The sequence below is a fragment of the Magnetospirillum sp. ME-1 genome (assembly GCF_002105535.1).
Lineage (GTDB): Bacteria > Pseudomonadota > Alphaproteobacteria > Rhodospirillales > Magnetospirillaceae > Phaeospirillum.
In genome coordinates this window covers 200,485-213,892 of record NZ_CP015848.1, presented here as the reverse complement: position 1 = coordinate 213,892, position 13,408 = coordinate 200,485, and the positions used below count along the sequence as shown (strand labels likewise).

Sequence of the window (13,408 nt, the reverse complement as noted above, 5' to 3'; positions counted from 1 at the left end):
ATATTTCAGCCTATTCCAAGAGTCTATGCCTGATCCTGATTAAGGAGGAGGCCGATTACCTCCGTTCGGTTGAGTGGCCGTGATGCTCAATTCGTTTGCCGGGGAGGGGCGGCATGCTATGGTTGTCTCCACGGGTTGGGGGGAACAATGATCCCGGGCTTGGGCCGTTTCATCATCGCGATTCTGCTGCTGGCGCTGGTCGCCGCGGCGCCGGCGATGGCCGGTCCCAAGGTACAGATCGATCGTCCCGTCCGCATCGGGCTGCTGCCCACCATCGCCACGCTCAGCCTGCTGAAGCTCTACGATCCCGTGCGCCGCCGTCTGGAGCAGGCTTTGGGCCATCCGGTCGAGCTTTATACCGCCGGGTCCTTCCAGGCCTATCTCGACGACATCCGGGCCGAGGAGTTCGACGTGCTGGTGGCCGCGCCGCATTTCGGGGTGATCGCCGCCGATGTCGGCTATGTGCCGCTGTTCCGCTACAATCAGGAACTGACGCCGCTGATCGTGGTGCCCAGGCAAAGCGCCTTGCGCGAAGCCCAGCAATTGCGGGGGCGCCGCGTGCTGACCGCCGACCGCATGGCCGCCCTGTCGGTGGTGGCGGAAACCTGGCTTTCGGTGGATTTCGGCATACAGGCCGGCAAGGATTACATTCTGGAGGAAGTGGCCAGCCATGCCACGGCCCTTCGGGCGGTGGCCATCGGCGACGCCGACGCCGCCATCAGCAGCCCGTCGGTGATGCAGCAGCTTACCGAGGACCTGCGCGATCAGGTCGCGTCCTTTCCCAGCCGCCTGCGCATGCCGCACCAGATGTTCCTGGCCCATGACCGGCTGGGGGCGGACGCCGTCGAGGCGATCAGGGCCGCGCTGGGGAGTTTCGGCGATACCGATTCCGGCAAGGCGTTCTTCAAATCCGGCGGGTTCGAGGGGCTGGTGCCCCTGGAGGCCGCCGATATCCGCCAGGCCCGGCCCTATGCCGAGATGTTGGACAGCATCAGAAGCAGGAGGGGCCATTGACCTTCGGTTATCCACGGCCGCCCTCGGTCAAGCCGGTCAATTCGTTGCGCCTGCGGCTGCTGGCTTTCAGCGTGGTGGTCGAGGTGGTCATGCTCACCCTGCTGGTGGCCAACGGCGTCCGCCTGATTCAGACCCATCTGGCCGCCAGCACCGAATCCCGGCTCCAGGCCCAGGAGGCGTCGTTCAACATCACCCTGGCGGGCCAGTTGGCGGAGCGCGACTACGCCGCCCTGCAAAGCATCGTCGAGGGCTGGGGGGCGTCGAAAAGCATCACCTACATGGTGGTGACCAACAGCGTGGGCAAGGTGGTGGCCGCCTGGGGCCGCGACGCCGATGGGCCGCTTCCGCCCGCCGACAAAATGCTGTCGGCCGATCTGCCCGAATACCGGGGCGCGTTCGACATCGTCTTCCTGGGCCAGCGCTACGGCGAGGCCCGCTACGGGGTCGACACCACCTTCCTGGCCACCGCCCGGCGGGAATTGCTGCATCAGAGCGTGGGCATCGCCGTGGCCGAGGTGGTGCTGACCATCACCTTGCTGGCCGCCATCGGCTATTGGCTGACCCGGCATCTCGACCTGCTGACCCGGGCGTCGCTCAAGGTGGCGGGGGGCGACTTCTCCATCCGGCTCAAGCTGGAAGGCAAGGACGAGGTCGCCGTCCTGACCCAGGCCTTCAATTCCATGTCCAGCGCGGTGGAATCGCGCATCCAGGATCTGGACGAAAGCCAGAAGCGGTTCCGCGCCATCGCCGATTACACCTATGCCTGGGAAAACTGGTTCGACGTGGACGGCCGCCTGCGCTGGGTCAATCCGGCGGTGGAGCGCATCACCGGCTACGACGTTTCCGAATGCCACGCCATGGAGGATTTTCCCCTGCCCATGGTGGTCGAGGAGGACCGCCCCCAGGTGCGCGACTTCCTGGCGGCGGCCCGGGACGGGCAGTCCGGCAAGGACATGGAGTTCAGGGTGCGGACCAAGGCGGGCGAGGTCCAGTGGGTGGCCATGTCCTGGCAACCCATCTTCGACGGGGCGGGCGAGCCCTTGGGCTCGCGCTCGTCCATCCGCGACGTGACGGTGCAAAAGCACAGCGCCGACATGCTGGTGGAAGCCAAGGCGGAACTGGAGCGCATGCTGTTCGCCGCCTCCCACGATTTGCAGGAGCCCATCCGCTACATCCTGGCCTATACCCAGCGCCTGGACCGCGAATTCGGCGAGGATCTGCCCGAGCGGGCGCAAAGCAGCATGAATTTCATCCGCGAGGGTGCCAACCAGCTCAGCCTGCTGGTCAAGGGCCTGGTGGACTACACCCGCTCGAACCGCCCCATGGCCGCCTTCGCGCCGGTGGATTGCCGCCGGGTGGTGGAACAGGCCATCGTCGATTGCCGCGCCATGTCGGCCGGCAGCATCGCCGATTTCCGGGTGGGGGATCTTCCCACCGTCCATGCCGATCCGGTGCTGCTGTTCATCCTGTTCGAGAACCTGATCAGCAACGCCATCAAGTTCGTGCGGCCCGACGTGGCGTCGAAGGTCTCGATTTCAGCCGTGCCCGAGCGCGACGGCTGGCGCATCGACATCACCGACAACGGCATCGGCATCGATGCCCAATACCTGCAGACCATCATCCGGCCGTTCTCGCGGCTGCATTCACGCTCCACCTTCCCCGGCGCCGGGCTGGGGCTGGCTTCGGCGCTGAAGGTGGCCAGGATGCATGGCGGCCGCCTGTGGCTGGAATCCGAGCCCGGCCAGGGAACCACCGTGCATGTGTGGCTGCCCACCATGGCCCAGCCGGAGACGGTGTGATCAGTCCGCCGTCCGCAACTCGGCCGGCGCGCGGAAGCTGAAATTGGCCGGGGCGGCCATCACCGCGGCCCGCGCCCGGGCGAAGGCGGCCTTCAGGCCTTCGGGCAGGCGTCCTTCGCCGCCGGCGGCCCGCGCGATCTCCACCAGGGACGGGGCACCCTTCTCGCCGCCGGTCACGTCCAGGCCGTGGCTCCTGGCGGCGAACAGCAGATCGTGGATCAGGGTGCGCTTGTTGGCCGCCACCGCCTGACGCGCGCCGGCCAGAGCGGCCTCGGCCCCTTCGGGGGCGAAGAGGGTGACGCGGTGGTGGGGGTCGATGCCCGACGGCGACAGGTGGCCGTAGGCCGACAGTTCCACCTCGACGGCGCCCTTCAGCTCGCGGGCCAGGATGCGGATGGCGCCGCGGTAATCGGCATAGGCCTCCAGCACCGCGACGATGGCCCCGGTATCGGCGGGCAGCACGATGTTGATGTCGGTGGACGCGCTCCAGGGCTTCAATTTTCCGGGTTGAACCACACGCGCCCGGGTGCGGGCCAAATCGGGGGCGCCCTCGCGGATGGCGCGGAAGGTCTCCATTTCGGCGCCCGACGAAAAGCCCACGCCGAAATCGATCATCACGCCGCCGATGGTCTCGGTCTCGGGGTCCAACAGGCTCATCAGCACGTCGTCGATGGACAGTTCCGACCAGCCGGTCAGGCAGGCCAGCATGTCGGCGCCGGCGTATTCGCACGATTGCAGCAGCCCCTGCGCCTTGGACCGCGCCGGCTCTTCCGAATGCTCGATGAAGGCTTCCAGCGAATCGCGGCTGACCAGTTCGATCCCGTTCAGCACCGTGTCGCCACCCTCGCCGGTGATGCGGCCGCCGGCCTGTTCCGGCAGGGTGACGCGGGTCCAGGGGCGCAGCCAGGCCAGCAATCCGGCGATGGTGTCCACGTCCGAGCCCTGCACCGGCAGGACCAGCCCGAACTCGCCGGTGGGAACCTCCACATAGCGGAAGCGGGCGGCGGCGACCATGCCGGTCCAGCCCTGCATGCCCTGGACGTCGGCCAGGGCGGCGCCCTCGATCAGGCGCGGCGTCTCGCCGCCATCGGCTAGGCAGATGGCGTCCAGGGTGCCGAGCGGCGACAGGCGCAGCGGCCCCATGCCGCCGGTGGCCACCACGCCGCCGACGAAGGCCGAACCGATGCTGGTGAGGTCGACCAGAACGCGGGCGTTGGGACCGACCGCCTCGGCCAGGGCGGCGTTGACCTGGGTGAAGGTGAGGCCCGCGCCCGCCGATACCAGGCCCTTGGCCGTGTCGATGGCCACCTGATGGGTCTTCAACGCCGCCAGATCGGTGCCGGCGGCGGCCATCTCGGCGGCCAGCGCGCCTTTGGGGCGGATGGCGACGATGCCGGCAAACCCGGCGATGCCCTCGTCGGCATAGTCGTAGGAGCCGATGGCGCTGGTCAGGCCGCCGGCCGGCATCACCGCCCAATTGGCGCGCACGGCCTGGGCAACGGCGTCCGCCACGTCATGGGTGGCCAGCAGCCGGGCTCGCAGAGGCTTGCCGCCGTCGTCGGTCAGCTCGGCCCAGGGCAGCGAAGAGAAGTCGATGGAAGCGCTCATGATCCGCGAGGTTCGGGTGATGCGGGCCCTCCCATAGCATTTCCGGCACAGGAATTGATACTCCCCGAAGGGGCGGGTTGCGTCATGACGGGCATGCGTATCTTGGAATCTTTCCGGAAAATGCTCATCTTGGCCTCATGCCCGATGGAACCCGCCCCCTGACCGTCACCATCGCCGCCGCCATCTCGGAGGTAAGCGCCGCCGAGTGGGATTCCTGCGCGGGTGAGGGCAACCCCTTCATCCGCCACGCCTTTCTCGACGCCATGGAGCGGTCCGGCTCGGCCTCTTCCGCCACCGGATGGCTGCCCCGCCATATCCTGGTCAGGGATGGCGAGGGGCGGCTGCTGGCCGCCGCACCGCTGTACCTCAAAAGCCATTCCTTCGGCGAATACGTCTTCGACTGGTCCTGGGCCCAGGCCTTTGAGCGGGCCGGAGGCTCCTATTACCCCAAGCTGCAATGCGCCGTGCCCTTCACCCCCGTCACCGGGCCGCGCCTGCTGGTCCGCGCCGGCGAGGACGCCGCCCTGCTCCGCCGGGTGCTGGCATCGGCCATGGTGGAATTGGCGCGCCGCTCCGGGGCCAGTTCGGTGCACGTCACCTTTCCCACTCAGGCCGAGTACGAAGGGCTGGGGCAGGCGGGCTACCTCCAGCGCCTGGGCAGCCAGTACCACTGGCGCAATGACGGCTACCAGAGCTTCGACGACTTCCTGGGGCGTCTGTCGTCGAGAAAGCGCAAGCAGATCCGGAAGGAGCGCGACGCGGTGGCGCGGTCCGGCGTGCGGCTCGCCACCCTGGTTGGGGCCGACGTCAAGGCGCGCCACTGGGACGTCTTCCACGCCTTCTATCAGGCGGTGGTGAACCGCAAATGGGGGCGCGCCTATGTCAGCCGCGCCTTCTTCGAGGAATTGTCGGCGTCCTCCCTGGCGGATTCCGTGGTGCTGGTCTGGGCCGAGGCCGATGGCGAACCGCTGGGGGCCGCCTTCAACATGCTGGGCGACGACACCCTGTACGGCCGCACCTGGGGGGGAGGGCGGCACGTGGACTTCCTCCATTTCGAGGCCTGCTACTACCGGGCCATCGACTTCGCCATCGCCAACAACCTCGCCCGGGTCGAGGCGGGCGCCCAGGGCGAGCACAAGGTCAGCCGGGGCTATCTTCCCACCGCCACCTATTCCGCCCACTGGATCGCCGATCCCGGCCTGGCCGAGCCGGTGGCCCGCTATCTCGCCCATGAACGCGCCCTGGTGGCCGAGGACATCGCCGAACAGGCCGAGGAAGGGCCTTTCCGCAAGGGGTGAGGGTTGATTAGACTGCGGCGACCATCGCAGGAGACGAGACTTGGCCGCCGAAGGCCCGACGCCGGAACAGAAAGCCGATTACCTGGTGCGCAAGCTGGAGCAGACCATCCGTGACAACCGGACGGTCAAGGGCATGTCGTTCCGCACCTGGCAGGCCATCGCCAAGGAAGAGATCGTCAACGCCATGCGCGAGCATGAAAAGCGCCAGATGCGCCATGACCAGACGGTCAACCGGCTGGTTCTGGCCACCGCCTCGTCCCTGGTGACCATCGGCTTCTGGGGGGCCATGGTGGCGGTCAACAGCGCCTATGGCGGGGTGGCGGCCATCATCGTGCTGGTGGCCGGCGCCGCTTTGTTCTTCGTCACCGCCGATTGGGGCATCAAGCGTTTCGTGTCGGGCTACAACAAGGAAAAGCGGGCCGAACGCCTGGCCCACATCGAGGAGCTGGATAAGCGCATCAAGCGCATGGAACACGAGATGAAGAAAAAAGCCGACCGCCTGAAGGAAACCCAGGCCAAGCTGGGGGAGATCGAGGTGTGAGGCGCTTCGGCCTCCTGATCCTTCTTTTTGCCGTCATCCTCGGCCTCGTCTCGCCGCCCGCTAACCGGCTTCTCGACACGATCCGCCTGATCGCCGTTCTGGGCGGCGCGTCCGCTCCCTCCGTCGCCCGGCCCATGGACTATCCCGGTGGCCGCGCCGATCTTTACGGCGAGGCCGGACCGGTGCTGGTGCTGCTGCCCGGCGCGGCCGCCGCCGGCAAGGACGATCCCCGGCTGGTCCGCTTCGCCGGCGCCTTGGTGGGGGCGGGCTGGCGGGTGATGGTGCCTGATCTGGCCGGCGCCAAGGCGCTGACGCTGTCCTCCGCCGATGCCGACGAGGTGGCCCAGGCGGTGCGCCATGCGCCGGGGGAGAAGGTGGCGCTGGCCGCCATCTCCTATGCCGCCGTGCCGGCGGTGCTGGCCGCGCTGGAGGCGGATGTGGCGGCCAAGGTCGCCGTGATGGTGGCGGTGGGGCCGCCCTATGACGCGCGGCGGGTGATCGGCTTCTTCACCACCGGAACTTGGCGGGGCCAAAGGCTGGAGCCCAACGTCTACGGCAAGTGGGTGTTCGTACTGAGCAATTCCGGCCGCCTCACCGATTCCGGCGACCGCGCTCTGCTTGAAGCCATCGCCCGGCGGCGCATGGGCGATCCGCGGGCCGCCATCGATGACCTCGCCCGGCGGCTGGGGCCTCAAGGCGCTGCGGTCATGGCGCTGTTGGACAATGCCGATCCGGACCGGGTGGCCGCTCTGATCGATGCCTTGCCGCCCGGCATCAGGGACGAGATCGGCCGGCTGGACCTTTCCGCCCGCGACCTGTCGGGCTTTGTTCCGGACGTGCTGGTCATCCACGGGGCCGACGACCGCATCGTGCCGGTGGGCGAGGGCGAGGCGCTGACCGCCGCGCTGCCCCATGGCCGGCTCTACCGCCTGGACAGCCTCGCCCATGCCGATCTCACCGTCTCGGGCCTGGCCGACGGCTGGACATTGGGCCGGGCGGTGTACCGTCTGCTGGAGTGGCGCGACCGGATGCGCTGATTAACCACCAAGGCACCAAGAGCACCAAGGACACCAAGACGGCTTTTCGCTTGGGTCGGTCACAATGGTGAGGGGGCGAGGCGTCCTGCTCTACCCTCTTGGTGTCCTTGGTGCCTTGGTGGTTTTCATATTCTTCCGCCGGAAAAATCGCCGCAAACCCGGATCAATCAAGAGATCTGGCCGGAACGGTTGATGTCATGCCGGGACCGCTATAGAACCCAGTCCATGAGCCTGTCTTCCCCCTTCGACGTGATCGTGATCGGCGCCGGTGCCGCCGGGCTGATGTGCGCCGCCATGGCCTCGGCACGGGGGCGGCGCGTGGTGGTGCTGGACCACAACGACCAGCCGGGGCGCAAGATCCTGATATCGGGCGGCGGCAAGTGCAACTTCACCAACCGCACCGTCACTCCCGCCCAATACCTGTCGGCCAATCCCCATTACGCCACCTCGGCGCTGAAGCGCTTTGGCCCCGCCGATTTCCTGGACCTGATGAAGCGCTACCGCATCGCGTACCACGAGCGCGATCACGGCCAGCTGTTCTGCGACAATTCCGCCGCCGACATCGTCGCCATGCTGATGGACGAGTGCGGGGCGGGCGGCGTCGAGATGGTGCTGGAGGCCAAGGTCGGCGCCGTTACCGGCGACGGCCCCTTCCGGGTGGCCACCAGCCGGGGAACCTATGAGGCCGCCGCCCTGGTGGTGGCCACCGGCGGCCTGTCGGTGCCCAAAATCGGCGCCACCGGCTTCGCCCATGCCCTAGCCGGCCGCTACGGCCTGTCGGTGGTCGCACCCCGGCCCGGCCTGGTGCCGCTCACCTTTACCGGCGCCGACATGGATCTGATGCGGGAACTCGCCGGCATCGCGGTGCAGGCCGAGGTGAGCTTCGGCAAGACCCGGTTCCGCGAGGCGGTGCTGTTCACCCATCGCGGCCTGTCGGGACCGGCCATCCTGCAGATCAGCTCGTATTGGCTGACCGGTCAGTCCATCAACGTCAACCTGCTGCCGGACATGGACATCAACACCCATGTGCTGGAGCGCAAGGCGGCGCGCCCCAACGCCCAGGTGGAGACCATCGTGGGCGAAATCCTGCCCGCCCGCCTTGCCCGCGCTTTGGTGGAGCGGGCCGGGTTGCTGGGACGACCGATCGGTCAGTCCACCAACGCCGCCCTGGCCGGGCTGGCCCGCCTGCTGTCCCAATGGGCGCTGGTGCCTGCCGGGTCCGAGGGTTACCGCACCGCCGAGGTCACCCTGGGCGGCGTCGACACCGCCGGCCTTTCGTCCAAGACCATGGCGGCCAAGTCCCATCCCGGCCTGTACTTCATCGGCGAGGCGGTGGACGTGGCCGGCTGGCTGGGCGGCTATAATTTCCAGTGGGCGTGGTCGTCGGGCTGGGTGGCGGGGATGAGCGTGTGACACTCAGGCGGGCTGCCGCCCGCACCCGCTCGGGGCGATGCCCCGAACCCCATTTCTATTCATAAAATCAAAGAGGGTTTGGGGCATCGCCCCAAATGGGTTTGGGCGATAGCCCAATCATCACAGCGCCAGCCCCAGCCGCGTCCCCTCCTCGAAGGCCGCCAGGGCGTCCAGCTTGGAGGCATCCCGCGCGCCGCCGATCAACTGGACGTCGCGGCCCAGGGCTTTCAGCTCGTCGGCCAGATCGCGCCGAGATTCCTGGCCGATGCAGACGATGATGGTGTCGGCCTCGATCAGCCTGTCCTCGCCGCCCATGGTGATGTGCAGGCCCTGGTCGTCGATGAAGCGGTAGGTGACGCCGGCCAGCATGTCCACGTGGTGGCGCTGCAGGTGGGCCTTGTGAATCCAGCCGGTGGTCTTGCCCAGCGAAGCGCCGGGGCGCTCGGCCTTGCGTTGCAGCATGGTGATGGTCCGCCGGGGCGGCGGGGGCGCCACCGGCTCGGCCAGGCCGCCACGGCCGGTGAAGGCGCGGTCGATGCCCCATTCGGCGTTGAAGTCGGTCTCCAAGTCCTCGCCCACCAGATAGAGCGCGGTATCGAAGCCGATGCCGCCCGAGCCCAGGATGGCCACGCGGCCGCCGGCCCTTTTGCGCCCCGACAGGATGTCCTCGTAGCCGACCACGTTTGCGTGGTCGGCGCCGGGCAGGTCGAGGGCGCGCGGCCGGATGCCGGTGGCCAGCACGACGCGGGAATAGGCCATCAGGTCGCGGGCGGTGGCGGGGCGGCCCAGATGCAGCTCGACCCCGGCCTGCTTCAGCGCCTGGGTGTAGTAGCCGGGGGTGGCGAGGTATTCCTCCTTGCCCGGCACGGCGCGGGCCAGGACGAACTGGCCGCCCAACTCGGCAGCGGCGTCGAACAGGGCGACCTGATGGCCTCGCTTCGCCGCTTCCAGCGCGCAGGCCATGCCGGCCGGGCCGCCGCCCACCACGGCGATGCGCTGGGTCTCGCAAGGCCGCCGCGACATGAACTCGCCTTCGCGGCCGGCGCGGGGATTGACCAGACAGGTGGCGGCGCCGCCGCTGAAGATGGGGTCGAGGCAGCCCTGGTTGCAGCCGATGCAGGCGTTGATGGTGTCCGCCTGGCCCGCCGTGACCTTGGCGGCGAAGGCCGGATCGGCCAGCAGGGGGCGCGCCATGCTGACCAGATCGCACTGGCCCTCGGCGATCAGGGATTCGGCCAGATCGGGGGTCTTGATGCGGTTGCTGGCGGCTACCGGAATCTTCACCGCCGCCTTGACCCGGGCGGTGGCCCAGCTCCAGGCCCCCTGGGGCACGGTGTGGGCGATGGTGGGGACCCGGGCCTCGTGCCAGCCGATGCCGCTGTTGATCAGGTCGCAGCCCTCGGCCTCGATGGCCCGGGCCACGGCCACCACCTCGTCGGCGGCAAGGCCGTCCTCGACCAGATCGACCATGGACAGGCGCACGCTCATCATCCTGGCCTCGCCCAGCGCGGCGCGCACGGCGCGGACGATCTCGACCAGGAAGCGCATGCGGCCGTGCAGATCGCCGCCCCAGCGGTCGGTGCGCTTGTTGGTCCTGAGCGCCAGGAACTCGTTGATCAGGTAGCCCTCGGACGCCATCACCTCGACGCCGTCATAGCCGGCCAGCACGGCCAGCCGGGCGCAATTGGCGTAATCGGCAATGGTCCGCTCGATCTCGGCATCGGAGAGCTCGCGGGGCGTCTGGCTGTTGATGGGGGCGCGGATGGCCGACGGCGCCACGATGTCCTTGGCCCTGGAATAGCGGCCGCAATGCAGGATCTGCATGATCACCCGCCCACCCTGGGCATGCACGGCCCCTGTTACCAGCCGGTGGCCGCCCAGATCGGCTTGCGAGGCCAGCACGGTGCCGTCATGGCCGAAGCTGCCCTCCGGGTTGGGGGCGACGCCGCCGGTGACGATCAGGCCGATGCCGCCCTTGGCGCGTTCGGCATAGAACTCGGCCAGACGCGGCCAGGCATCGGGCAGTCCCTCGAAGCCCAGATGCATGGAGCCCATGATCATGCGGTTGGGCAGCGTGACGCCGCGCAGGGTGATGGGCGACAGCAGGTGACGGTGGCGCATGGCGGCCCTCATAGTGGCATTGCGGTACCATTATGCCGGATATGGCGGCGCAGGCAATGTTTTGAGCGATTCGAAGGATGGGCGTCTGGGCACACTCTTGGTGTCATCCCGAGCGCAGGCGAGGGATCTCCGCTTGATGCGGCGGTGCCGATCATGAAAAGCCGTGCCAGGACGAGATCCTTCCTCCCGATGGTCGTCAGGATGACAGGGTGGCTCAGTCGCGGATGCCGAATTCCCGCCACAGCCGGGTCAGGGTGCCGTCCAGGTCCATGGTGGACAGAATGCGGTCCATTTCGGCCGGAGTCAGGGCGATGCCCTTGCGGATCAGGGCCCGGTGGGCGTAGCGCTGGTCGAAGCGCTCGGACACCAGCAGCTTGTCCTTCGCCTCGGGACGGGCGCGCAGCCAGCGCTTGAGATAGGCGTCGGTGACCACCGCCACGTCGCCGCGATCCTTGAGGATGGCCTCGATGCTGGCGGAATTGTCGCGCACCAGGGTCATGCGGAAGCGCGAGGTCAGGATGGCGGGGTCGGCTTCGAAATTGGCGAAGCCGTAATGGTAGCCCAGCAGACCCACCATGCGCTTGGCCGTCAGGTCGGCGAAGTACTCCTGTCCCCGGCCCGGCTGGGCCAGGGCGACGTAAAGCTCGCCGCCATCGAGGAACACGCGGGAGGTTTCCACCGGCAGCTTGCGCTCGGTCCAGCCCCAGTCGGGGCTTTCGAACAGCATGACGTCGAACTTTCCCGCCTCGAAATCCTTGTAGCGGCGGTTGGGCGAGGTGGGGACGAACTGGAAGGTGAAGCGGTCCTGATGCTTGTTCATCGCCTCGATCAGGCGAACCGCCAGCCCGTCTGGCTGACCGGTTCCGCTGGTTTCGACGAAGGGGGCGAAGTCGTAGCCGCCCACCTTGACCACCTGTCCGGCCCAGGCGGGCCAGGCGGCCAGCAGGCCCAGGACGACGAGACAAACCCTCAGCATCGGAAATTTCCTTCCCGCCACATTTGGGCGCGAAGCGTCACGCCCCGTCACAGTATGGCCGAAGTAGGTGGGATGGAAAAGGGGGAGGCGTCAATCACGCAAGGACGCGATTGCGTCCGGCGGCCTTGGCGCGGTACAGCGCCGTGTCGGCGCGGGCCAGGATCTGGTCCAGGCCGCTATCTGCGGAGGTGCGCTCGGCCACGCCCAGGCTGGTGGTCAGGCGCAGCGGCGCCTCGCCTTCGCCCAGGGGCAGGGCGACGGCGGCGACCGCCTGGCGCAGCCGCTCGGCCACCTGCAAGGCCCCGGACAGCGGCGTCTCGGGCAGGATGGCGGCGAATTCCTCGCCGCCCAGGCGGCCGAAGGTGTCGATCTCGCGCAGATTGGCGCGGATGGCGCTCGTGGCGGCCCGCAGCGCCTGATCGCCCACCGCGTGGCCGTGGCGGTCGTTGACCTGCTTGAAATGGTCGATGTCGATCATCAGCACCGAGACGAAGCCGCCATAGCGCCCGGACCGCTCCAGTTCCTGCTCGGCGGCGGCGAAGAAGGCCCGGCGGTTGAGGCAGCCGGTCAACTCGTCGGTGGTGGCCAGGTGGCGCAGCTGGCTTTCCATGCGCTTGCGCTCGGTGATGTCGGTGACGATGCCGATGGTACCGATGGGCTCGTCCGGCTTGTCGCGGCAATCGCTGCGCACGACGCCCTTGTTGACCATCAGGGTGCGGGTGGCGCCCTGGCGGTCGATGGTGGTCTCGAAGGCCAATCCGCCCGATCCGCCCAGACTGAGGCTCTGGTCCGCCAGCTGGTCCAGCCCGGCCAGGGGCTCGGGCAGGGTGTCGTGGGAGGGGCGGCCGTGCCAGTCGTCGTCGCCCACGGCGAACATCTCGCGGAAGGCGCGGTTGTAAAGGCGCAAGGAGCCGTCCGGGTCCTTGAACCACAGGGGATTGGGCAGCAGTTCCACCAGGCTTTCGGCGAAGCGCCGCGCCTCGTCCAGCTGGCAGGTGCGCTCGGTGACCCGGCGCTCCAGGGTCGAGGCCATGGCTTCGATGGTCGACAGATGGATCCACGAGCGAAGGCCGCCGATCAGCGAGGTGAACAGCTTCTGCGCCGTCAGTTCGGTCTTGGAGCGGTAATCGTTGATGTCGTAGGCCAGCATGACGTCGCGCTCGGGCGCCTCGCCCGGCTGGCCGGTGCGCAACACGATGGCCAGGCGGCGATTCCTCAAGTCGTCGCGCACGTGGCGGATCAAGGACAGGCCGGCGTCGGGGGTCTCCATCACCACGTCGAGCAGCATCACCGGAATATCGTGGCGGCGGCTGAGGATGGCGCGGGCCTCGGCGCCGGACATGGCGCTGATCACTTCGAAGCCCTTGCCCTGGAAGCTGAAGTCGCGCAGCAGCACCCGGGTCATGGAATGGACGTCGGGATCGTCGTCCACCACCAGGACCGGCCAGGGGGCGGCCCCTTGCGCCGGGCCTGCCCTGCCGGTGCGGCGCAGCGAGAGCTTGGTCTTTGCGGCCGGTTCCGGGCCGGTATCGTCCGGGTTCTTGCTCATTCGCTCATATTCCACCCCTGCCCATGGGCACGCCACCCCCGCATTGCGCCGG

10 protein-coding genes are annotated in these 13,408 nt (G+C 68.2%); 6 read left to right on the top strand and 4 right to left on the bottom strand.

The genetic code is table 11. The features are described from left to right. Positions 1–147 precede the first annotated feature (147 nt). The gene (locus tag WV31_RS00820; RefSeq protein WP_085371894.1) at positions 148–1,014 is read left to right on the top strand and encodes a phosphate/phosphite/phosphonate ABC transporter substrate-binding protein; all 867 of its coding nucleotides are present in this window, start codon (positions 148–150) and stop codon (positions 1,012–1,014) included. Beyond that, positions 1,011–2,813, top strand: coding sequence for a sensor histidine kinase (locus WV31_RS00815; protein WP_085371893.1), 1,803 nt, complete (start codon positions 1,011–1,013; stop codon positions 2,811–2,813). Before WV31_RS00820 ends, WV31_RS00815 begins: the two co-directional genes overlap by 4 nt. On the opposite strand, the gene WV31_RS00810 is transcribed toward WV31_RS00815, so the two are convergent. Continuing rightward, on the bottom strand, positions 2,814–4,421 hold the full coding sequence (locus WV31_RS00810; RefSeq protein ID WP_085371892.1) for an FAD-binding oxidoreductase: 1,608 nt from the start codon (positions 4,419–4,421) through the stop codon (positions 2,814–2,816). 137 nt (positions 4,422–4,558) lie between these two features. Between WV31_RS00810 and WV31_RS00805 the strand changes: the two genes are divergently transcribed. From WV31_RS00805 to WV31_RS00790, 4 genes are all read left to right on the top strand, one after another. Next, entirely contained in the window at positions 4,559–5,719 is a 1,161-nt protein-coding gene (locus WV31_RS00805) for a GNAT family N-acetyltransferase (RefSeq protein WP_085371891.1), read from the top strand. A 40-nt stretch (positions 5,720–5,759) separates the two neighbouring features. Further along, positions 5,760–6,260: a hypothetical protein gene (locus WV31_RS00800; RefSeq protein WP_085371890.1), complete on the top strand. Its 501-nt coding sequence runs from the start codon at positions 5,760–5,762 to the stop codon at positions 6,258–6,260. Further along, positions 6,257–7,297 carry an alpha/beta fold hydrolase gene (locus tag WV31_RS22695; RefSeq protein WP_085371889.1) on the top strand — a complete coding sequence of 347 codons (1,041 nt, stop codon included), beginning with the start codon at positions 6,257–6,259 and terminating at the stop codon, positions 7,295–7,297. Before WV31_RS00800 ends, WV31_RS22695 begins: the two co-directional genes overlap by 4 nt. A gap of 225 nt (positions 7,298–7,522) precedes the next feature. Further along, the gene (locus tag WV31_RS00790) at positions 7,523–8,710 is read left to right on the top strand and encodes an NAD(P)/FAD-dependent oxidoreductase (RefSeq protein WP_085371888.1); all 1,188 of its coding nucleotides are present in this window, start codon (positions 7,523–7,525) and stop codon (positions 8,708–8,710) included. 120 nt (positions 8,711–8,830) lie between these two features. On the opposite strand, the gene WV31_RS00785 is transcribed toward WV31_RS00790, so the two are convergent. From WV31_RS00785 to WV31_RS00775, 3 genes are all read right to left on the bottom strand, one after another. Continuing rightward, positions 8,831–10,831, bottom strand: coding sequence for an FAD-dependent oxidoreductase (locus tag WV31_RS00785; RefSeq protein WP_085371887.1), 2,001 nt, complete (start codon positions 10,829–10,831; stop codon positions 8,831–8,833). Between the two features lie 214 nt (positions 10,832–11,045). Then, positions 11,046–11,807: a substrate-binding periplasmic protein gene (locus WV31_RS00780; protein WP_085371886.1), complete on the bottom strand. Its 762-nt coding sequence runs from the start codon at positions 11,805–11,807 to the stop codon at positions 11,046–11,048. A gap of 94 nt (positions 11,808–11,901) precedes the next feature. Next, entirely contained in the window at positions 11,902–13,356 is a 1,455-nt protein-coding gene (locus WV31_RS00775; RefSeq protein ID WP_085371885.1) for a sensor domain-containing diguanylate cyclase, read from the bottom strand. Positions 13,357–13,408: the final 52 nt, after the last annotated feature.